The organism is Wolbachia endosymbiont (group A) of Gymnosoma rotundatum, assembly GCF_947250765.1.
Taxonomy (GTDB): Bacteria; Pseudomonadota; Alphaproteobacteria; order Rickettsiales; family Anaplasmataceae; genus Wolbachia; species Wolbachia pipientis.
This window is the reverse complement of sequence record NZ_OX366347.1, coordinates 889147-910512: the sequence shown is the minus strand read 5'-3', so window position 1 is coordinate 910512 and position 21366 is coordinate 889147. Positions and strand designations below refer to the sequence as shown.

The 21366-nt window shown below is 37.0% G+C and carries 19 protein-coding genes and 2 pseudogenes; 11 read left to right on the top strand and 10 right to left on the bottom strand.

Features of this window, described 5'->3' with window-relative positions:
• Positions 1-122: 122 nt before the first annotated feature.
• Positions 123-1442 (bottom strand): tRNA (N6-isopentenyl adenosine(37)-C2)-methylthiotransferase MiaB, encoded by a 1320-nt coding sequence (gene miaB / locus OOK97_RS04575; protein ID WP_264705014.1) that lies wholly within the window; start codon positions 1440-1442, stop codon positions 123-125.
• 239 nt (positions 1443-1681) lie between these two features.
• Positions 1682-2110, bottom strand: coding sequence for a protoporphyrinogen oxidase HemJ (gene hemJ / locus OOK97_RS04570; RefSeq protein ID WP_010082641.1), 429 nt, complete (start codon positions 2108-2110; stop codon positions 1682-1684).
• Positions 2111-2165: 55 nt separating this feature from the next.
• Here hemJ and pdhA point away from each other — a divergent pair, with 55 nt between their 5' ends.
• Positions 2166-3146: a pyruvate dehydrogenase (acetyl-transferring) E1 component subunit alpha gene (gene pdhA / locus OOK97_RS04565; protein WP_264705013.1), complete on the top strand. Its 981-nt coding sequence runs from the start codon at positions 2166-2168 to the stop codon at positions 3144-3146.
• 408 nt (positions 3147-3554) lie between these two features.
• Positions 3555-4478 carry an RluA family pseudouridine synthase gene (locus tag OOK97_RS04560; protein WP_006279888.1) on the top strand — a complete coding sequence of 308 codons (924 nt, stop codon included), beginning with the start codon at positions 3555-3557 and terminating at the stop codon, positions 4476-4478.
• Positions 4479-4485: 7 nt separating this feature from the next.
• Here OOK97_RS04560 and OOK97_RS04555 read toward each other — a convergent pair whose 3' ends face one another.
• The gene (locus OOK97_RS04555; protein ID WP_264705012.1) at positions 4486-5748 is read right to left on the bottom strand and encodes an MFS transporter; all 1263 of its coding nucleotides are present in this window, start codon (positions 5746-5748) and stop codon (positions 4486-4488) included.
• Positions 5749-5809: 61 nt separating this feature from the next.
• A complete protein-coding gene (gene aspS, locus OOK97_RS04550; RefSeq protein ID WP_264705663.1) occupies positions 5810-7612 on the bottom strand; it encodes an aspartate--tRNA ligase in 1803 nt (600 codons plus the stop codon).
• Between the two features lie 197 nt (positions 7613-7809).
• On the opposite strand from aspS, the gene OOK97_RS04545 reads away from it, so the two are divergent.
• The 3 genes from OOK97_RS04545 to OOK97_RS04535 all read left to right on the top strand — a co-directional run bounded on the left by OOK97_RS04545 (position 7810) and on the right by OOK97_RS04535 (position 11034).
• A complete protein-coding gene (locus OOK97_RS04545) occupies positions 7810-8241 on the top strand; it encodes a hypothetical protein (RefSeq protein WP_010082661.1) in 432 nt (143 codons plus the stop codon).
• A 3-nt stretch (positions 8242-8244) separates the two neighbouring features.
• Positions 8245-8868, top strand: coding sequence for a heme ABC exporter ATP-binding protein CcmA (gene ccmA, locus OOK97_RS04540; RefSeq protein WP_213862934.1), 624 nt, complete (start codon positions 8245-8247; stop codon positions 8866-8868).
• Between the two features lie 870 nt (positions 8869-9738).
• Positions 9739-11034 (top strand): Na+/H+ antiporter NhaC family protein, encoded by a 1296-nt coding sequence (locus OOK97_RS04535; protein ID WP_264705011.1) that lies wholly within the window; start codon positions 9739-9741, stop codon positions 11032-11034.
• 519 nt (positions 11035-11553) lie between these two features.
• Here OOK97_RS04535 and OOK97_RS04530 read toward each other — a convergent pair.
• From OOK97_RS04530 to OOK97_RS04505, 6 genes are all read right to left on the bottom strand, one after another.
• Positions 11554-11709: a hypothetical protein gene (locus tag OOK97_RS04530; RefSeq protein ID WP_167513690.1), complete on the bottom strand. Its 156-nt coding sequence runs from the start codon at positions 11707-11709 to the stop codon at positions 11554-11556.
• A 326-nt stretch (positions 11710-12035) separates the two neighbouring features.
• Positions 12036-12338: a type II toxin-antitoxin system RelE family toxin gene (locus OOK97_RS04525; RefSeq protein WP_233395579.1), complete on the bottom strand. Its 303-nt coding sequence runs from the start codon at positions 12336-12338 to the stop codon at positions 12036-12038.
• Positions 12316-12540 carry a hypothetical protein gene (locus OOK97_RS04520; RefSeq protein WP_010962565.1) on the bottom strand — a complete coding sequence of 75 codons (225 nt, stop codon included), beginning with the start codon at positions 12538-12540 and terminating at the stop codon, positions 12316-12318. Before OOK97_RS04520 ends, OOK97_RS04525 begins: the two co-directional genes overlap by 23 nt.
• Before the next feature lie 94 nt (positions 12541-12634).
• Positions 12635-14341, bottom strand: a complete 1707-nt coding sequence (argS, locus tag OOK97_RS04515) for an arginine--tRNA ligase (RefSeq protein WP_015589069.1) — start codon at positions 14339-14341, stop codon at positions 12635-12637.
• A 93-nt stretch (positions 14342-14434) separates the two neighbouring features.
• Complete coding sequence (locus OOK97_RS04510) at positions 14435-14671, bottom strand: hypothetical protein (protein ID WP_155968535.1); 237 nt, start codon at positions 14669-14671, stop codon at positions 14435-14437.
• A 195-nt stretch (positions 14672-14866) separates the two neighbouring features.
• The gene (locus OOK97_RS04505) at positions 14867-16582 is read right to left on the bottom strand and encodes an ABC transporter ATP-binding protein (RefSeq protein ID WP_264705010.1); all 1716 of its coding nucleotides are present in this window, start codon (positions 16580-16582) and stop codon (positions 14867-14869) included.
• A gap of 841 nt (positions 16583-17423) precedes the next feature.
• On the opposite strand from OOK97_RS04505, the gene OOK97_RS04500 reads away from it, so the two are divergent.
• The 6 genes and pseudogenes from OOK97_RS04500 (at position 17424) to OOK97_RS04475 (ending at position 21362) form a co-directional block, all read left to right on the top strand.
• Positions 17424-17639 carry a hypothetical protein gene (locus OOK97_RS04500; protein ID WP_264705009.1) on the top strand — a complete coding sequence of 72 codons (216 nt, stop codon included), beginning with the start codon at positions 17424-17426 and terminating at the stop codon, positions 17637-17639.
• A 66-nt stretch (positions 17640-17705) separates the two neighbouring features.
• Positions 17706-17951, top strand: a pseudogene (locus OOK97_RS07295) (PD-(D/E)XK nuclease family transposase); the annotation flags it as partial.
• Between the two features lie 697 nt (positions 17952-18648).
• Positions 18649-18897, top strand: coding sequence for a reverse transcriptase N-terminal domain-containing protein (locus OOK97_RS04490; RefSeq protein WP_264705007.1), 249 nt, complete (start codon positions 18649-18651; stop codon positions 18895-18897).
• A complete protein-coding gene (gene ltrA, locus OOK97_RS04485; protein WP_319803573.1) occupies positions 18803-20101 on the top strand; it encodes a group II intron reverse transcriptase/maturase in 1299 nt (432 codons plus the stop codon). Before OOK97_RS04490 ends, ltrA begins: the two co-directional genes overlap by 95 nt.
• A pseudogene (locus OOK97_RS04480) lies at positions 20098-20220 on the top strand (Rpn family recombination-promoting nuclease/putative transposase); the annotation flags it as partial. The gene ltrA and the pseudogene OOK97_RS04480, both read left to right, overlap by 4 nt.
• Before the next feature lie 173 nt (positions 20221-20393).
• Positions 20394-21362 (top strand): lipase family protein, encoded by a 969-nt coding sequence (locus tag OOK97_RS04475; protein ID WP_264705006.1) that lies wholly within the window; start codon positions 20394-20396, stop codon positions 21360-21362.
• Positions 21363-21366 lie beyond the last annotated feature (4 nt).

Below are 21366 nucleotides of genomic sequence, written 5' to 3'. Positions count from 1 at the left end.
TTGTAGGTTTAAGGTACCCGTTCAGCAGAGGTAGCAATTAAACTTTGTAACTTTTGAAAAAGATTATGATTGCATTTTTTCAATACTCTTTGCTTAAGATTTATATTTAACGCTGCTTAAAATCAGTGAAATGCACACCCCAGCAAACTACTCTGCCGAGCTTCCAACACTTTCACATTTACTATTTTGTCCCTGTATTTATCTTCAGAATCATCAATGCACACTGATTGCATATATGGGCTTTTACCAATAATTTGGTTTTGGTGTTTACCTTTTTTATCGCTAAATAGAACAGGTATAGTTTTACCTACCATACTCTGGTTAAACTCAAGTTGTTGCTTACTAATTAATTTCTGTAAACGAAGAAGGCGCTCTGTTTTAACCTCTTCTGGTACTTGATCTTTTCTTTCCGCTCCCGGTGTGCCTGGTCTTGGGCTGTATTTAAAACTATAAGCCTGAGCATATCTAACTTTTTCTACTAATTTCATAGTTTCTTCAAAATCTTTTTCGGTTTCTCCAGGAAAACCAACAATAAAATCAGAAGAAAATTCGATTTCAGGTTTCAATTTGCGAAATCTGTCTATTATTTCCAAATACTCCTCTGCAGTGTGTTTCCTGTTCATCGCGTGCAATATTTTATTCGAACCAGACTGCACAGGCAGGTGAACAAACGGCATGAGCTTTGGCTCTTCCGCATGTGCCAAGTAGAGAGATTCATGCATATCTCTTGGATGAGAAGTTGTATAACGAATCCTCTCTAGCTTTTCAATTTTAGCAATATGACTAATTAATTTTCCTAAATCCCACACTTCCCCTTCGCACTCCCCATGGTAAGCATTGACGTTCTGACCAAGCAAATTGATCTCATTTGCCCCATTTGCAACTAATTTCAATGCTTCACGAAATATTTCATTCATTGGCCGTGAATACTCAGCTCCACGAGTATAGGGCACTACACAAAACGTACAAAATTTATCACAACCCTCTTGTATGGCAAGAAACGCAGAAGACCCCTGGCTATTGCCATAGCATTCATCTGGCAATTTATCAAACTTTGCAACTTCAGGAAAATCAGTGTTTATTACATGACCTTTACTTCTGCTTGCTTTGACTATCAGCTCCGGTAAGGTAGCGATACTCTGCGAACCAACAACAATATCAACAAAAGGAGCCCTTCTGAACACTTCTTCTCCCTCTGCTTGCGCTACACACCCAGCCACCACTATAGTCATTTCTTTTCGTAACGAATGAATCTTCCCAAGCTCTGAGTAAAGTTTTTCTGCTGCCTTCTCTCTAATGTGACAAGTATTCAGTATCACTAAATCGGCTTTCCCTGCATCACTAACAACGTTGAACCCCAAAGGTTTAATTACATTTTCCATTAAAACGGAGTCATAAACGTTCATCTGACAGCCGTAAGTTTTAATATATAGGCCTTTCATATTTGGTATGTCTTTTTCAAAATTTCTTCACCCTACACGTAAATGTCTAACAGACCAGCGCGTGACGCTAGTGAACTTGCTAGCACAATAGATTTTGACAAAATTATACGAAAAACTGGATCCCAGTGTCAAGCACTGGGATGACAAGAAAGGGAGCACTGGAATTTTTATTTCAGTATTGTACATTAGCCATGCATCTGAACAGATACGAGCTTTCTGCTTTTTTTGGGTAAGGTCAGTCAAAAAGGTTTTACAACAACCATAATAACTATAACTATTATCAATACTGTAACTGCTTCATTTAAAACGCGAAAATAAATATGTGACTTCTTATTCGAACCCATTGCAAAATTTTTCCTATATTTTGCAAGTAGCATATGAATAATTAACATCAAAAGTATTGCAAATGCTTTTACATGAAACCATCCTTCACGATATGCTTCCCTAATAACCATTAGTGTAATTCCAAGACCAAGTGAGAAAAGCATTGCAGGGTTTATGATATATCTAAGTAGCCTCTTTTCCATTGTTTGAAGCAAGCTATCATTTTCCGATCCCGGTTTTACAGTTGCATGGTAGACATAAAGCCTGGGTAAATAAAGCATACCTGCCATCCACATGATAACAGAGATAACATGAAAAGCCTCAAGCCAGTGGTAATAGTTCATTAGCAAAAATTTAAAATTCCTGGTATTGTGTTAGTTTAATGAAAAAGAAATCGATATGAAAGCAGAAAATTTCACTAAAGAACAGATAATTGGATTCTACAGGAAAATGCTACTCATACGCAGATTTGAGGAAAAAGCAGGACAATTATATGGGATGGGATTAATAGGCGGGTTCTGTCACCTATCAATAGGACAAGAAGCAGTTGCAGTTGGAACTCAAGCTGCATCAAAATTAGGTGACGCTTTTATCACAAGTTATAGAGACCATGGCTTAATGCTCGCATGTGATTCTGATCCAAATGTTGTAATGGCAGAGCTTACCGGCAAAGAAACAGGATGCTCGAAAGGTAAAGGTGGTTCGATGCACGTATTTGACGTTGAAAAAAAATTCTTCGGCGGGCATGGAATAGTGGGAGCACAAGTTCCAATTGGCACAGGAATAGCATTTGCTAATAAATATAAGAAAAAAGATAATGTGGTATTTACATATTTTGGCGACGGTGCTGCAAATCAAGGACAAGTATATGAATCGTTTAATATGGCATCTTTGTGGGAGTTGCCTGTGGTTTACATCATAGAAAATAATGAATACGCAATGGGAACCTCCGTGCAAAGATCAACTTTAGTAACAGAGTTATATAAAAGGGGAGAAAGTTTTGGTATTCCTGGAAAACAAGTTGATGGAATGGATTTTTTCTCTGTTTATGAGGCTACAAGCGAAGCAGCGGAACACACACGCAGCGGAAAAGGGCCTATCCTGCTTGAAATGAAGACATATCGATATCGCGGTCACTCAATGTCAGATCCTGCTACTTATCGCTTAAAAGAAGAAGTTGAAGATATGAAGCAAAATCATGACCCTATAAGCACTTTAAAGAAATACATGACAGATAATAAAATGGCTTCAGAAGAAGAGTGCAAAGTAATTGATAAGGAAATACGTGATTTAGTAAAAAAGTCGGAAGATTTTGCCAAAAATAGTAAAGAACCAAGCATTGATGAGCTGTATACTGATGTTTATAAATTTGTTAGCTAATTTTTTTATCCAGAACTGTACGAACATTGTATAGTAAACGATGTCATTCAAGTAGCTCCTTCTACCGTCATCCAAGTGCCCTCCTTTTTTTGTCATCCCAGTGCTCTGACTACTTGGATCCAGCTGAGTTGGTGAGTATAAAAGTATAGCTAACGCAAGCTCTACGTCATCCCGCCGCGAACCGTCATACCGCGATTCATTCGCGGTATCTCTAGATCCCGCTAACAAGCAACGGGATGACGGTTGTCAGGCTAGCTGTCATCTCAGTAGTCTCCTTCTCCTGTCATCCGAGTAGCTGACACTGGTTCCTTTATGACGGCAGTAGCCCCTTCGGTGTCATTCCAGTGCTTGACACTGGAATGACACCAATAATTGACATTTCACTAGATATTCATTATAAATAATGGAATGCTACAAAGTATAAAAACCATATTAATAGAAGACGATAACGTTAGGCTGGATAGGTACATCAGAAGAATCTTTCCTGATCTAAAGCAATCTGTAATTGAAAAATCTTTAAGGAAAGGATTAATCAAAGTTGATGATTGCAAAGCAAAGTCCAGTGATAGAGTAAATTCTGGGCAAACTATAACGCTGAAGCACTTGAATTATATTGAAAACGCTAATTCTGATCGCAAATATAATGAAAAGTTAGTGAATCTACTAAGAGAGAACATATTATATGAAGACGAATATATACTAGCTATAAACAAACCCGCAGGGGTCATCGTTCAAGGTGGCGTAAAAGTAAAGATTAGCATGAGTGATTTGCTTGACCAAATAAGAGAGGGAGAAACATTTAAAATTGTCCATAGGCTAGATAGAGATACGAGTGGAGTGATAATATTCGCACGCAACGCTAATGTTGCCAGATACCTTATGGAAGAATTTAAAGGACGAAGAGTAAAAAAAACTTATTTAGCATTAACTTCTGGCATACCGAGCAAGGATAGTGGAACAATAGACTATCCATTGGTGAAAAAATATGTTTCAGGTCAAGAAAAAGTGGTCGTTGATGAAAATTCACCTCAGAATGCCACTACGCATTTTTCAATTATAGCAAAATCCAAACACAATGTTGCTTATTTAAAATTACAACCAATTACCGGCAGAACCCATCAGTTACGTGCACATTTAGCTCATATAAATTGCCCTATTCTTGGTGACGGTAAATATGGTGGTAAAAAAGCTTTTATTGATGGGATAGCAAATAAAATTCACCTTCATTCGCATTCTTTATCTTTAAAACTGCCAAACAATAAAGAAATCACTATCACCGCTCCTATCACTAAACACATCGAAAAATCCATTGAAGCGCTATTTTTCGACTGAAACGATTTCACCAATCAACTTTTCTGTCTTTGGCTTTAATTTGAAGCACAGATATTAGGCTAATTAATGCGCAGGCAGTAAGATAAATGCCTGCTGCAAGTTTTGTTTCGGTTTTTTCTATAAGCCACATGCATATGTATGGAGAAAGGCCACCAAAAATTCCTGCAGATATATTATTTGCTAAGCTTACGCCAGTGCATCTTACTTTTGTTGGAAACAGTTCACAAATAACAGAACCATATATTCCAAAAGATGCACCTACTGGTATAGTAATCAATAAGTAAGTTATTATTACGACATAGTGGTTAACGGAAGATAATAATGGTAATACACATGTACCAATCAGAGATAGCATAATCAGTACAGGAATCATTACGCGTTTTCTTCCAACTTTATCAGATAAAATTGCAAAAAGTACCGCAGATGCTGCAAATACAACCTGTATTACTATCCTCATTAAATCTTTAACACTAATAGATAAAATAACTAGCTCTTTTATTGATATATTATAAAACATTATTGCTGCGTAGACAATTGCATTCTGAGCAATTCCCAGATTGATTGAAATAATAAGCGGTCTTTTATAGTTTCTTACTAGTTCTAACAATGGTGAATGTGCTAAATTATTAGCGTACTTATTAGTTTTATATGCTAAGCTTTCTTTTAATATGTACCTAGTTAAAAAACCTATTGTTCCCAAAAAAAAGCAAAAATAAAAAAGCAACTTCCATCCCCATATTTCATAGTTCTCACCTGTAACTCTTTTGCAGATAAATATCATTGTTATGCATAAGAGCGTTCCAAGGGCTCCGCTAAAGGGCTTCATACTTCCTAAGAAACCTAGATTTTTTTTATCTTTTGAATGCTCTATCGTAAATGCTGTATTAATGCTTGTTTCACCTCCTGCAGTTATTCCTTGCACTATTCTACAAAACACAAGCAATACAGGTGAAAGCAACCCTATTTCTTTATACCCAGGTATAATTCCCATAATTGTGGATGATATTGAAATTAATATTACTGAAGTAAGTAAAGTCTTTCTTCTGCCATACTTATCTCCCATATAACCAAAAATTACTGCACCAATTGGTCTAAACGCAAAACCAATTGCAAAAACACCAAGGAATTTGAGTGTACTCAAATAATGATCTTCTGATGGGAAAAAAACGTTGATGATTGTATCTGTTAATACTCCAAAAAGAGTGAGTTCATACCACACAATCATGTTACAGATTATGCCCGATAGTATTGCTTTTTGGATATTATTCATGGTCTTTCAATTTAACATAACCTAATATATCATTAACCGGTGCTCCTTGCTATAAAATTTTTCATTCAATAACCTTCAAGGATAATTCACGTAAATGCTTATCCTCCACCTTGGAAGGAGCACCCATTAGAACATCTTCACCTTGCTGGTTCATAGGAAAACAGATTACTTCACGAATATTTGGCTCATCAGCAAGCAGCATAACTATTCTATCAACTCCTGGTGCTATTCCACCATGAGGAGGAACACCAAATCTAAATGCACGTACAAGTGCACCGAATCTTGTATCAACTTCTCCCCGGCTATAACCTGCAATGGCAAAAGCTTTATACATGATATCCAGTTTGTTATTACGAATCGCCCCACTTGACAGTTCTATTCCATTGCAAACAAGATCATATTGGTAAGCAAGGATATCCAGTGGATTTTTGTCCTCTAAATCTTTCAGACCACCGTGTGGCATGGAGAATGGGTTATGAAAGAAATCTATTTTTTTACTTTTATCGTCATATACAAAATATGGAAAATCAATGATCCAACAAAACTTGAAGATATTATCATCTATAAGACTGAGTTCTGACCCTAAAAGAGTGCGTACTTTTCCTGCAATGTTTGCCGCCTCATTCTCTTTGTCAGAAGCAAAAAATACACTATCTCCTGGCTCTATGTTTGTTGCTTCTCTTATGTGGTTTAGCCTATTTTCATCAAGAAATTTAGCAATTGGGCCTTTCGCAGTTCCATCTTTATCAAACGTTATATATCCGAGACCCTTAGCACCGAATTCTTTTTGCGCATGTTCTATCTTTTTATCAAAGAAGCTGCGTGGTTCCTCTGCTGTTTTAGGTGCAGGGATGGCTCTCACTACCATACCACGCTCAATATTGCTTTTGAAAATATTGAACCCTGAATCACGAAAAATTTCTGTAACATCGCTGATTAATAGTGGATTACGCAAATCTGGCTTGTCAGAACCATACTTAAGCATTGCCTCTTTGTATGTAATGCGTGGAAAATCTTTATCGACAGACTTGCGAGAAAATTTGGCGAACACTTTATATAAAGCAGATTCAATAACGTCAAATATGTCCTCTTGAGTCACAAAAGACATTTCAAGGTCTAGCTGGTAAAATTCCCCAGGAGAGCGGTCAGCCCTTGCATCTTCATCACGAAAACACGGTGCGATTTGGAAATATTTATCAAACCCTGAGACCATGAGCAACTGTTTGAAAATCTGCGGAGCTTGTGGCAATGCATAGAACTTGCCAGGATTTAGCCTGCTTGGCACTAGGTAGTCGCGTGCTCCTTCAGGAGAGGAAGCAGTGAGTATTGGAGTTTGAATCTCTAAAAATCCTCGCTCTATCATGAGCTTGCGGAGCTCTGCAATAATTTGTGAGCGCAAAATAATATTGTTGCGGACTTTTTCACGTCTTAAGTCAAGAAATCGATATTTAAATCTCATGTTTTCTGGGTATTCTTGCTCGCCGGTAATGCTTGCCAATATACTTCTTTCTTCTTTTGCTATTTCTTCATCAAAGTGGAACTCAACTTCCGACTCAACGCGCAAATTGTTGACTATCACCTCGATTTCTCCGGTAGAAATAGAGCTGTTTACCGTATCTTCAGTTCTAGCTTCAACTATTCCTGTAACAGTAATTACACTCTCCAATTTTAAATTTGATATCTCATCAAAAAAGTCTTTGTCATTATTAAATACTAGTTGAGTGATTCCATAGAAGTCTCTTAAATCAACAAAGATTAGGTTGCCGTGATCGCGCTTACGGTATAACCATCCAGAAAGGGTAACTTCCTTTTCTACATCATTCTTCCTTAATTCATTGCACATGTGAGTCTTGTAGCAGTTCATGTTTGTTTCACTTCTAAATTCTTTAAGAAGTATAGAAATAAACCTTACTACATACAAGCCCATTCGTCGGATATTTGTGCAATTTACGAAATAGAGCAGTATTACTTTTATACTGTCTTTACTCACACAAAAATTGCACAATTTCTATAATTATGGTATAATATAAGTGGCGCTTTGTAATAAGCTGAGTACAGAAAATGTCTTTCGGACAAATCATTATATATAGTATAGCATTACTTGCTATAGTCAAAGTATTTCTCTTTTTGAGAAAAATATACAAAAATCGCATTAGAAAAATCATATTTCCTAGAAAAGTTTTTAAAGAAGAGTGGGAAGAAGACAGAAAATTCAATGAATTGTATCAAAAAAACAAGCAAAAAGAATTGATGAAACAACAGGAAATACTGCGCGAGAAGCAAAAAGATGTGCAAGTTTATAAAGAAGATCCAGAAATAGTTGACATAGCAAAACCGGTAGGTAAATGGACAAAGATGGTTATGATGGGTAATGGTTTAATGCAGCGTTTTGCACAATTGATACATAGAGAAGGCGGACAGAAAGGATTTTGGGAGCTGTTTGTAAAAGCTCAGGCTTCAACTCAAGGTAAACATAAGGGGAAGGGCAGATAATCCATGCTTGAATGTGAAAATTTATCCTGCGCTCGTAATAATAAGGTACTATTTAAGAATCTCAGTTTTAAAGCTGAGCTAAAATCAAAGATTCTAATCACTGGTCCAAATGGTAGTGGTAAAACCAGCTTAATTAGAAGTTTATCTGGACTTTTACCGCCGGTATCAGGCAATATAAGGCACTGCGGAAAAGATATATATGATGATCCAAAATCCTATATACCTTCTATGGTCTATATAGGCCATAAGAATGCCTGTAAAGATAGCTTAACTGTTGCTCAAAACGTAGAATTCTGGGCAGGAATACGAAATACTAGAGAATTGATTGTGGCAGCTATTTGTTGCTTGCAGTTGCAACCTGTACTTAATATTAGATATGGCGAACTTTCTGCAGGCTGGAAAAGGAGAGTTGCGCTTGCTCGCCTCTTGATTTCTAATGCAAACGTTTGGCTGATAGATGAACCATTTTGTAATCTTGATAGTGCAACGTGTGAATTAGTGCTGAACTTAATCTCAATACGCTCTGAGCAAAATGGTATAGTAATTATTACAGGGCATAGCTCTACAGAGCAATTGTGTGATTTTACAACGATTGATATACGCGATTTCAATAGACTTCTTGCATAGTTTTTGGCAGCACGTTAACAACCATTAGAAACGAAAAGACTTCCTTGACACCCTTCGCCAGTCCCCTTATCATGAAACTGAAGCTATTTATTTATCTTCAGTCTGTGCAGATAAAACGACAAAAAAACTTAGTATATCTGGTGTGTCATGTTTAATTTTTTGCACTATGTGCACCTTATGTCTTTATAAAACTTCTAGCTATACAAGCTGAAACGCGCTGTTCAAGACATCACCCAACGTCAAATTTTAAAATAGAGAGTGAATAACTAGCACGGGTTTTCTTTGCCTTTTTTTCATTTGGTAAATTTCTTAAATATTTATGGCTAAACGACAACCGTCATCCCGCTGCTTGTTAGCGGCTAAGGGATACCGCGAAGGGATACTGCGAATGAATCGCGGTATGACGGTTAATTATTCTGCGGCGGTATGACGTAGAGCTCGCGTTAGCTATACTTTTATACTCACCAACTCAGTATCCAATCTGGATCCAAGTAGTCAGCTACTTGGATGACAACCTGTTGAGGCTGCGCTTACACATTCCACTTTCTATGCTCACCAAACAAATTTGCTTACCCGCAGCAAAATTTTCTGGATCCAAGTAGTCAGCTACTCGGATGACATCTTTGTGTTTGAGGCAAAACCAGCTATAACATTTCTTCGCAAACAAATGTTCGTACAGTTGTGCGCGTGATGTTGGAATCTAGACAACAATTAGATCCTATTGTCAAGCAATAAGCTACATGTGCTATTTATTTAGTAGATTAAATATGAAGTTTAAAACTCTGCTATTGACTTCCTGTAGAACTAGTGAAAACCAAACTTGCTTAAAACCACTTAATTAGTTATAGTTATAAGTTTAGGTACAGTAAAATGACAGCTTTTGTCCCCTTGATTATTTTTTTAATCTTGTATCTTGGAAGTGGTGCTTATTTTTCTTTTATCGGAACTGATAATCCACTTCATCAGGTTTCACCAGTAATCTGCTTATTACCAGCACTATTTTTTGCTGTCTCACGTGGTACAAATAAAATTCAGCATAACATCGATACTGTTATCAAGGGCATGGGTGACAAAAACACCCTTACTATGTGTTTAATTTTTTTATTTTCTGGAGCATTTTCTGCGGTGACTCAATCAATCGGTAGCGCAGACACTGTTGCTAATTTAATTCTTAATTTCCTTCCAGCAAGATTACTGCTGCCTGGAGTATTTTTGGCTTCTGCTTTTATTTCAACTGCAATTGGCACATCTATGGGAGTTGTTGCGCTGATGGTACCTATAGCTGTTAATCTGGCAAAAAGTGGAGCTTTTGGTCTCGAAATAGGAACTGCAACTGTAGTAGGTGGTGCCGTGTTTGGCGATAACCTTTCGATGATATCTGATACCACCATTGCATCTGTTTCTTCACAGGAAGCTTCAGCAAAAGATAAACTTAAAATGAACTCTAAAGTTGCACTTATTGCCAGCATTATAACACTCATCTACCTAGCAGTTGCCTCAAATAGTACAAAAATTATTTCTATATCAAATTTAGATTATTATTCTATAATAAAAATTATTCCTTACATTTCTTTAATAATCATGGGGCTGTTTGAAGTCGCCACTTTAGTAACAATAACTATAAACATAATTATTGCTGGTGTGCTAGGAATAACTTTTTTTGACTATGCTATCATTCAATTTCCTCATGACGTGTATGACGGTTTCAAAAAAGTAAACGAAATAGTGATATTTGCTCTATTTATCGGTGGATTGAGCCATATAATGTACAAGCAAGGTCAAAAAGCGTTGCATAAACTCATCGATGAAAGCAATATCACAAAAACTAAAGCTGAATTTGTGATAGCAGGAATTGCGTTTATGTTTACTACCTTAGTTGCCAATAATACCATTGCTATTTTACTAAGTGGTGGCATTGCAAAAAGGCTTGCACAAAAACACAGTATTGCGCCACATCGCAGCGCATACTTATTAGATGTTTTTGCTTGTGCTACAAAAGGTATCTTACCTTATGGTTCCCAACTATTGCTAGCAGGTAGCATCGCCTCTGTATCACCTATTTCTTTATTAACACAGGTATATTATTGCTTTATTCTAGCGGCAGTTACAATAGGCGAAATAATCATCAACAGCAGAAAAGAGAAACATTGTGCGGCTGCAACTTAGAGTTTCTCTTTTTTTACCCATAAGGAACGGAATTACTTGACACCCTTCGCCAACCCCCTTATCATGAAACTGAAGCTATTTATTTATCTTCGCAATCTGTGCAGGTTAATGACAAAAAACTTAGGGTATTTGGCGTCTCATGTTTAATTTTTCGCACTACGTGCATCGCATGTCTTTAAAAATTTCTGGGTTTTTACCTATATAAGCCGAAACGCGCTTACAAAGCGTTTAAGACAGCAAAAAACGTCAAATTGACAAGGGAGAATTTGAATGCTAGCTACTACGGGGTTTCTTTGCCTTTTTTCCTGCTTGGTAAATTTCTTAAACACTTGCGGTGTAGGTTAGTTGCAAGTTAAAAGCAGCTAAATCGCTCTTAATCAAGCGTTTTAGAATAAAAAAAACGCCGATATTTTAGTACATAGTAAATAGCCAACCACCATGGGGCTTCTTTTGCCTTTTTTTTCATTTGGTAAATTTCTTAAACATTTATAGTTGCAATTTAAGAGCCCGTAAAGGGTGTCATTCCAGTGCCCCTGTGATGTATTCCAGTGCTTGACACTGGAATACAGTTTTCCATATAATCTCATCGAAAATGTTGTAACCACTTTCCATGCTAGTTTGCTTGTTCACAAGCAAACTTTTCTGGATCCCAGTGTCTGGGCACTGGGATGACAAGAGAAGGTACTAGCCTGACACCCTGACAACCGTCATCCCGCTGCTTGTTAGCGGGATCTATGCTAATGCCCTTTTATTCTTTCAATTATGTTATTTCCATTTAAATCTGTCTGTTCCGCAACTTCAGTGAATACAGTTGAATACTCCCTAAAACTGATCGTCATAACTTTACCCTACTTTGAATAATATTTTGATCATTACATATTGTAACAAAAAAAAATCAACTCATTTCTTCTAACGGCTCTATATTAAAGATAGAAAGTCCAGAAGCAATGACGTGTGCTAAGGCTTGGACAAGTTGCAGCGGTGAGATCTTTCTTATATTTTTAATTGTGTAATCTTCTGTGTTTGTAAATGTTTTTTCTATACCCCACTGCAGTAATAAGTACTTTACGTTCTGAATGATTTATGATGTAAATTATACGGTAGTTGCTAACCCTTATCCTATATTGCCCTCTAAAGCTATGACATAAAGGCTTTCCTAGATTAAAAGGATCAACTGTAAGGCGTTTCTTTATGGCCTCCTGAACCATTAATTTAATCTTTGCCGGAAGAGCTGGAATTTCTTTTTCAATAACATTTTTTAAGAATTTTATAGTGTAAGTTTTATTTCCAGATGTTTTCATCATCCTCTACTTCTTCTTCACCTTCAGAGAGGCGATCGTCAGCTATTTTGGATAGCTCTACATCTTCTTCGAACTCTTCTTCCACTAAATCTACTAAAACTTCAGGAATAGTTTTATTTTGAGTCTCTGCCATTTCTGTAAGATACTGAGCCAATTTACTGTCAAAACTTACATTAACATTGAGCTTTTTTTGACTGTGAGCCATATATTAACCAGAAAATACTACTATAAACTATAACATTTTTACTTAATTTTGTCAACTTCTCTATTCGTTGAAAAAACAATCTTGCATAAAAAAATCAACTCATCTCTTCCAAAGGCTCTATATTGAAGATAGAAAGTCCAGAAGCGATGACGTGTGCTAAGGCCTGCACGAGAAACATTCTTGCAGCGGTGAGGTTTAAGTTGTCTTCCAGTATGAAACGCATGTTTAAATCACTCTTGCCATACCCCCATAAAACGTGAAACGCTTCTGCAACTTCAAGTAAGTAGAAAGTAATTCTGTGTGGCTCACAAAGCCTTGCTGCAATTTCTACCACATCTGGCCACTTTGCTAAGGTTTTTATGAGGAAGAGCTCTCCACCTGTCCTTAAAAGTGAAGGATCTGCTGTTGGGAGCTCTTTTGGAGCATTACGCATTAACGAATGAGCACGAGCATGCGCATATTGCACGTAAAAAATAGGGTTGTCTTTTGACTGTTCTTTAACTTTAGCAAAATCAAAGTCCAAGACCATATCATTCTTGCGTGTTAGCATTATAAAACGAGTTATGTCCCTGCCAACTTCTTCCACTACATCTCTTGCTGTTAGGAAGTTTCCTGATCTTTTGGACATCTTAACAGGTTTGCCGTTCTCGAAAAAATTCACAATATTATGCAGTTTTACCTCTATTTTTGCTTGATCATCACTGAGCGCAGAGACGACTGCTTTGAGTCTTTTGACATAACCGCCGTGGTCACTACCAAGCTCTACGATCATATTGTTAAAACCACGCGATATCTTATCAAAATGGTAAGCGATATCCGAGGCAAAATAAGTCCAACTGCCGTCCTCTTTCTTCAATGCACGGTCAACGTCATCACCAAATTTTGTAGAGCGAAATAGCATCTCTTTTCTGGAAGTCCAATTTTCGCTTTCTTTGCCTTTTGGTTTCTCCAGGTACCCTTCATACACTAGACCCTTGTCAGACAATATCTTTATACTCTCTTCAATTTTGCCACTTTTTTGTAGCTCATACTCTGAAGTAAAAACATCATGATTTACTCCAAGTAAGTTCATGTCTTCCTTTATAATTTCTAAGATAGAACTTAAAGTATAGTCTCTAATCACTTGATTATCTTGCTTTTCTAGAAGCTCTGCGCCATATTTTTTGGCCAGCCCCTCCCCTATCGGTTTTAAATATTCACCTGGGTATAAACCTTTTTCAACACTAATTTTTTCTCCCAGAGCTTCTTTATATCGCAAATACACTGACCGAATTAGCGTATCTATCTGCGCTCCAGCATCATTAATATAGTATTCCTTAGTAACTTTATAACCAACTTTTTTCAATAAATTTGCCAGAACGTCACCAAATACTGCCCCTCTTGCATGACCAATATGCAGTGGACCAGTTGGATTTGCAGATACAAATTCAACATTGATGGCCTGATTGTTCCCTATATCTAGGGTGCCAAACTCTGTTTTTAGCTCATTTATTTGTTTTAAAATTCCATGCCACACTTCTATTTTTAAGTGCATGTTGATGAAACCAGAGCCTGCTATTTCCACTTTTGCAACTTCATCAAAAAGTTCAAATTCTTTGGCTAAAACCTCTGCAATTTCAATGGGATTCTTCTTTTCATGCTTTGCAAGCACCATAGCAACATTTGTGTAAATGTCTCCATGGACTCTATTGCTTGGAGGCTCTATGATAAAGTTTGCTGCACTTGTGCTTATAACACCCCTTTGTTTCAACTCATTCAATTTACTAAAGATTAGAGAGGAAATCTGCTTAAAAATGTTCATTCACTATATTGCTATAAAATCTATAGCAGTATAGTGAATAAGTGGGACTAGTTGAAGGTTTATCTTAACTATTTTATCTTCCTGGATCAGAGTTTATATTAAGTCGTTGCCGTAACCATGGTAAGAGAAAGCCATACCTTCGCTGTAACCATCATTACCAGCATCAGGCTCTTCAACATCATCAGTTACTACCTGATCTTCAGTTACCACCTGATCTTCAGTTGTGATTTTATCCTTGATCGTCTCGTCTACACCCTCATCACTATAAGAAAATTTGTTAGTATATGAATAGCGATTATTGATTTTATCACTATAGTTATGTTTTAACATAGAGACCTCCTATACAGTCAAAATTGGAATTACATTAAGATAGAACAAGCTATGAATATAACGTGAATGAAAGAAACTACAGATCACGAAATTTCCGGATAACTATGGAACCATTATAAAATAATAAAATTAAAAATTTAATAATTTTAATTATAAATCTAGCATATCAACTAACGGTATGATTTAAATTTTCTTTCAATTCCACTGTATCTTCGCCAGTTTTGCATACAGCCCGTCTTTACTCATTAGAGAGTCATGAGTTCCTACTTCTTCTACTTTTCCATGATTAATTACTATAATCTTGTCAGTCTTGAGTGCGGTTGATAGCCTGTGTGTAATTACGATTGTTGTTCTGTTTTGCATTAACTTGCTCAATGCTTTTTGCACGAGGTTCTCACTTTTGTAATCAAGGGCAGAGGTTGCTTCATCCAGTATTAAAACCTGAGGATTGTTGAGTATGGCCCTTGCTATTACAATACGTTGTTTTTGTCCTTCAGAAAGTTTTAATCCTCTTTTTCCTACAAATGTATCAAATTTATCAGGCAGCTTATCAATAAATTCCATCGCATAAGCGCTGATGGCTGCTTGCTTCACTTCCTCATATTCGGCACCTGGTTTGCCATATAGTATATTTTCCATTATTGAGCAAGAAAATATCATGTGATCTTGTGGCACTAAGCCAAACAACGATCTGAGGTCATTTAGCGCAATTGACTTAATATTGTGCCCATCGATAGTAATGCTACCTTTGTTTGGATCATGAAAACGGAGCAGAAGCTTTAAAATGGTGCTTTTACCACTGCCAGATGGTCCAACAATTGATACTGCTTGACCTGCCTCTATAGAAAATGATACGTTATTTAACGCTGGCTTATCAGACTGAGATTCATAAAAAAATGTTACGCCATTAAACGAAATTCCCTTTTGAACACTACAAATTTTTATAGGATCATCGGGATCTGCTATAGAGCTTTTCATATTTTTAAATTCAAATAAACGCTCTACTATTCCAAGACCTCGTTGTAAATCACTGATATTATCGCTCAAATTATTTATAGCTCCTGCTGCGAGCGCTGAATAAAACACAAATGAGGAGAGTTCTCCAATAGTTATATTATTGCTTAAGACTTCTTTAATACCAAAAAAGAGCAAAACAACTAGTGAACCTATCACACACGTGATAACTAGAGTTACTAAAATAGCACGCAAGAGTACTAATTTTACGTATGATTTTGATGCTGAGTTTAAATACTCCTTAAAACGGGTTTTTTCATTTTCTTCGAGTACAAACGATTTGATAGTCACTATAGATCTAAAATTTTCCTCACTAAATGACGCAAGCTCACTTAATTTATCCTGGGCAAAGCGTGCATAGCTACGCACTTTTTTTCCAAGTGAGGTCATGATAATGAGTAGTATAGGTATTATTGCGGCTGCATACGCAGTTAGTTGTATATTTGTATATAATAACATAGCAACACTGCCAATCAGAATCACAAAATTTCGTAATATGGTTAGTAAGCTGCTGTTTATTATTGATTGCAGCACAGAGGTATCAGTAATTAACGCTGAGATAACATCTTGTACGCCTGTGTTCTCAAAGAAACTTGGTTGCAAGTTAGTGATACTGCTATATAAGTCATATCTGATTCTTGCGATAACTTTCTCGCTGCCAATGCCAATGAAATATAACCGAGTAAATGCAGTGAGAGAAATGGCTAAAACTATAAGTATTGCAACTAATAGTTTGGTAGTAAAATCGTGCTCTGTGCCAGAATCAATTACATTGCTTAAGCCTCTGCCAAAGAGGAGGATCGTTAAGGCTGAAAATAAAACTGCAATAAAAGCTATGACAAAATAGGATAGATTAGGCTTTATATAGTAAAATAACTGCCTAATATTAGATCGCATCTTATTTTAAAGTTTCTAAAGTTAAGTATATAGATTTTAGTTTCAGGGGAAAGGGGAAAGGTGTAGTATGAAGCAATTTAGGTTCTGCAGCTGTTGTGATTTTAGTCCACCAAGAAAGGGTAGTAGCCCGCAGAAACGAAAAACTTGCTTGACAAACTCCGCCAGTCCTCTTATCATGGTATTGAAGGTATTCAGTTATCTTCATCTGTGCAGATTAAACAGCAAGAAAACAACGTAGTTGGCGTCTTATTTTTAATTTTTTGCACTATGTGCACCTTATGTCTTCACAACATTTCTAGGTTTTTACCTATATAAGCTGAAACGCGCTTATAAGTCGTTTAAGACAGTATAGTACGCCAATTTGCAGGATTAGAGAGTGACAACTAGCTAACACGGGGTTTCTTTTGCCTTTTTTTCTGCTTAGTAAATTTCTTAAACATTTAAACTAAGGTGAGTTGCATTTAAAAGCAGCTAAATTGCAGTGTTTAAGACTTAAAAAACGCCAATACTGAAAATAGACAATGACTAGGGCTTCTTTTGCCTTTTTTTTCGTTTGGTAAATTTCTTAATGTTTGTAGCTAAACGACAACCGTCATCCCGCTGCTTGTTAGCGGGATCTAGAGATACCGCGGCGGTATGACGGTTCGTGGCGGTATGACGGTTCGCAGTGGCATGACGATAAGCTCGTCATCCCGCTACTTGTTAGCGGCTAAGAGATACCGCGAATGAATCGCGGTATGACGGTGTAATGATGGTTAAGTAATTCGTCATCCCGCTGCTTGTTAGCGGGATCTCTTGTTAGCGGCTGAGATACCGCGGCGGTATGACGGTTCGTGGCAGCGTGACGATAAGCTCGTCATCCCGCTACTTGTTAGCGGGATCTATGCTAAGAGATACCGCGAATGAATCGCGGTATGACAGTGTAGATAGTAATTCGTCATTCCGCTACGTGTTAGCGGGATCTAGAAATACCGTGAATGAATCGCGGTATGACGGTTTGCGGTGGTATGACGATAAGCTCGTCATCCCGCTACGTGTTAGCGCCACGGCGGTATAGCTATACTTAAAAATATGGTTGAATAATTGTGTGTATAATTATTAATGCTTTTTAGGTTGATTTCTTATGACTTTTTCTAAGTTTCTTGATCCCAAAAATGATGTATCATTTAAGCGTATCTTCGGTACTGAAAAAAATAAAGATATCCTTATTCACTTTCTCAATGATATTCTTGGCTTTACTGGTAAAAATGAAATAAAGGATATAGAGTTTTTAAGTACTATTCAAGACCCTGATATCGCCGCTAAAAAGCAAAGTATTGTTGATGTTCTCTGTAGAGATTCTACAGGTGCTCAATACATTTGCGAGATGGTGCGACCTGAAAGTCTTCGGTCATATTGTTTAAAAGGAGAGGAATTCCTTCAGAAAGAAACTGAAAGAATCCTAAAACTTATTAAACCAGATGTTTTGCCATCTGAGTCTACGCATCAGTGCGAATTGGGTAACCAGTTGGTGCCGAGCGACGCGGACAATGAACCTCCTCTTGATAAAGAAGATGCTCAATCGTGAGAGAAAGCATAAACTACAAGCATCATGTGGTTGGAGGGCTAGGCTTAGTGGTATGGTGAACGTAAGTGAAGCTTCATAAGTATCGTAACGATTAAAGAGCTAAAGATGCTGATAAGCTCCGACCAAAAGGTAATGTGACATTTTTCATTTCTGGATGTACGCAAATCACCGGTATAGAGAAGCCACCTAACCCACTGTTGTATGATAGAAGGAACAGGGTAAGCCTGTATTTTCGCCTATATGGCAGGCAATCCGCAAGGAATGCTGATGGATGTGCAGGTAAAGGATAATGGAGAAAGCGAATGCCATTTTGTAACGAAATGGATAGAATTTGTAACATTAATTCGCGTGAAAACGAGCAGACCTCCATTTGGTCCCTCATGACAAGAAACTTTGTTAACCACTTAAGGTAGGAAAGCAGATGATTACAAGTACAACTGTAAGTGCACCTACCAATAACTCCGAAGCATGACCCTGGAAGAAATGCCAAAAAGTTGTTATGAGGCTACAGAGGCGTATTGTTAAGGCTGTCCAACAAGGCAGATGGGGTAAGGTGAAAACTTTACAACATCTTCTCACACGCTCTTTTAGCGGCAAAGCTTTGGCGGTTAAGAGAGTAACTGAAAACCAAGACAGCAGGTGTAGATCGTCAAATATGGTCAACTTGCAACACAAAATTTCAAGGAATAAAGCTATTAAAACAAAGAGGATACAAACCTTCTCCGCTAAAACGGATATACATCAGTAAGTCTAATGGCAAAAGAAGACCTCTTGGAATCCCTACGATAAAAGATAGAGCCATGCAAGCATTATACTTGTTTGCTTTGGAACCGATAGCTGAAACGATCAGTGATCGTCACTCTTATGGCTTTAGACCAAAAAGATCCTGCGCAGACGCTACTGTGGCTTGTCACTTGTTACTGGCAAGCCGTAACCAACTACAATGGATACTCGAAGGTGATATTAAAGGGTGTTTTGATAACATTAACCATGAATGGCTCATGAAGCATATTCCTATGGAGAAGAAAATTCTTCATAGCTGGTTAAAAGCTGGCTTCCTAGAATCAAAAACTCTGTATTCCACAACTGCAGGTACCCCACAAGGTAGTATCATCTCTCCAATACTAGCAAATCTAGCCCTAAATGGACTTGAAAAATCATTGGAAAGTCAATTTGGTAAACTTGGCAGTAAAAGAAGAAGCAAAATCAGAAGTGGAGTAAATGTAATCAGGTACGCAGATGACTTTATCATTTCAGGAATCACACGTGAAGTACTGGAAAATGAAGTAAAACCTCTAGTATCGTCCTTTCTTCAGGAGAGAGGTCTTATCCTTTCCGAAGAGAAAACAAAAATTATATCTATTACAACAGGGTTTGACTTTCTTGGTTGTAATGTACGCAGGTATAATAAGAAGTTAATTATAAAACCTTCAAAAGAAAGTATTAAGAAACTTCTTAATAAAGCACGTACATTGATAAAGGCAAACATAGCGAACACTCAGGCCGTACTAATCAAGTTGCTCAATTCCCTATTAAGGGGATGGGGAAATTACTACAGCCATGTGTGTGCGAAAAGAGCTTTTAACAAAATAGACCATGAAATTATGTGTGCTCTATGGAAATGGGCAAAGAAAAGACATCCTCGTAAAGGATTACGTTGGATAAAGAATCGTTACTTCAAGGTAATGAAACAACGTCAATGGGTCTTTGCTGCACCCATATGCAAGAACAAACCGAAAGAGATAAGGTATTTAAGACTGCTTAGGTTGATTGATATACCTATCAGACGACATGTTAAAATCAGGGCGGATGCAAATCCACTTGACTTAAAATGGAAAAAGTATTTTGATGAAAGAGTGAAACAAACAAAAATGTTAGCAAGCTCTTTCTCAAGAGAAGGTTCTCTACTGTTGGTGTCACCATTAAGAATGATGTTTTCTGAGGAATCATGAAGGACAAGCCGGTTCGAGAAAAGAAGGACTTAGATAAGGGGCTCAAGCGTAGTGTGGGGAAACCTGCATGCTGCGTTTCTAAGGGAGGGAGTAGTAGCAATACTACTTCCTTACCTAACCTGTTAACGCTAGTTACTGTAATATTCCTCCCAGAAACGCTCCTGAACAAATATTGCTTGTACCGTTGAAGACGAAAAGATTTATGGTTAATCTTATTAAATTGATAACTTATTTGACTAAATAATTGCATAGTGGTATACTAAGTTAATTAAACTTGTAGTAAGTAAGAAATATGCCAGGTGTTATTGATAATCAAAATTCTATTAGCGATGATTTTGTAAATATTAGCAATACTTCAATAAAAGAGGTCTTAATTGAAAAGCTCGGACCAATTAAGAGTGAATTAGAAGCTCGAGATGAACATGATCTCGACGCGCTTTTGAATCAAGACACTTCTAATTTAATTAAAATATGGAAGAATATAGAGCGTTCTGAGAATAGTGAGTTAAATGATGCTTCTGACCTTGCCGATCTGATAACAGGACAAATTGCAGAATTTGATAAAGAAAAATTACTAGAAATGTGTACTCTCAGTAAAATTGCCTATGGTGATGGGGACAGGAAATTAAAGAAAGATGAATATGAAACTAAAAGGCAGTTTGAAGAAGCAGGTTATCAAATAATAAAATTTTATGACAATGAACTCATTCAAGATAAATATTGCTCGGATAGTGATTATAAATTAGAACAACATAATGTCGGCTATGCTTTGACGGGTAGCAATTCATACAATCGAGATGTTGGTTATGTTTTTATTAAAGACAAGGAAGTAACTATAGCTTATCATGGTACTCGCGATTTGAATGATTTGAAGGAAGATCTTCGTGCATCTTTGACTAAGTTATCATTTTTATCTGGAGATAATTATATCCACTCTGGTTTCTACTCTTTATTCAAACGCTCTTGGCCCAGCGTACACAAGATATTACAAGGGCATGCTAATGATAAAGGATTAGAAGGAATCAAAAGTTTAAAAATTAATGTTACAGGTCATAGCATGGGAGGTGCTCTTGCTACTATAGCTGCTTTATGTCTTGATAAAACAGAAGAAGCCAAAGACATTAATGTTGCAACTTTTGGCTCCCCAAGAGTTTTCTACAATGATGCTGCTGAAGTTTACAGTGAGTGTCTTGGAAAGAAGACTATTAGAGTAGCTTGTCAATCAGACCCAGTAGGCTTTGTTGCATCGCTCTTCGGATAGTAGG

Excerpts from the sequence above, each read along its gene's own strand:
- miaB (WP_264705014.1), bottom strand. The coding sequence starts at position 1,442 with ATGAAAGGCCTATATATTAAAACTTACGGCTGTCAGATGAACGTTTAT.
- hemJ (WP_010082641.1), bottom strand. The coding sequence starts at position 2,110 with ATGAACTATTACCACTGGCTTGAGGCTTTTCATGTTATCTCTGTTATC.
- pdhA (WP_264705013.1), top strand. The coding sequence starts at position 2,166 with ATGAAAGCAGAAAATTTCACTAAAGAACAGATAATTGGATTCTACAGG.
- OOK97_RS04560 (WP_006279888.1), top strand. The coding sequence starts at position 3,555 with ATGCTACAAAGTATAAAAACCATATTAATAGAAGACGATAACGTTAGG.
- OOK97_RS04555 (WP_264705012.1), bottom strand. The coding sequence starts at position 5,748 with ATGAATAATATCCAAAAAGCAATACTATCGGGCATAATCTGTAACATG.
- aspS (WP_264705663.1), bottom strand. The coding sequence starts at position 7,612 with ATGAACTGCTACAAGACTCACATGTGCAATGAATTAAGGAAGAATGAT.
- OOK97_RS04545 (WP_010082661.1), top strand. The coding sequence starts at position 7,810 with ATGTCTTTCGGACAAATCATTATATATAGTATAGCATTACTTGCTATA.
- ccmA (WP_213862934.1), top strand. The coding sequence starts at position 8,245 with ATGCTTGAATGTGAAAATTTATCCTGCGCTCGTAATAATAAGGTACTA.
- OOK97_RS04535 (WP_264705011.1), top strand. The coding sequence starts at position 9,739 with ATGACAGCTTTTGTCCCCTTGATTATTTTTTTAATCTTGTATCTTGGA.
- OOK97_RS04525 (WP_233395579.1), bottom strand. The coding sequence starts at position 12,338 with ATGATGAAAACATCTGGAAATAAAACTTACACTATAAAATTCTTAAAA.
- OOK97_RS04520 (WP_010962565.1), bottom strand. The coding sequence starts at position 12,540 with ATGGCTCACAGTCAAAAAAAGCTCAATGTTAATGTAAGTTTTGACAGT.
- argS (WP_015589069.1), bottom strand. The coding sequence starts at position 14,341 with ATGAACATTTTTAAGCAGATTTCCTCTCTAATCTTTAGTAAATTGAAT.
- OOK97_RS04510 (WP_155968535.1), bottom strand. The coding sequence starts at position 14,671 with ATGTTAAAACATAACTATAGTGATAAAATCAATAATCGCTATTCATAT.
- OOK97_RS04505 (WP_264705010.1), bottom strand. The coding sequence starts at position 16,582 with ATGCGATCTAATATTAGGCAGTTATTTTACTATATAAAGCCTAATCTA.
- OOK97_RS04490 (WP_264705007.1), top strand. The coding sequence starts at position 18,649 with ATGAGGCTACAGAGGCGTATTGTTAAGGCTGTCCAACAAGGCAGATGG.
- OOK97_RS04475 (WP_264705006.1), top strand. The coding sequence starts at position 20,394 with ATGCCAGGTGTTATTGATAATCAAAATTCTATTAGCGATGATTTTGTA.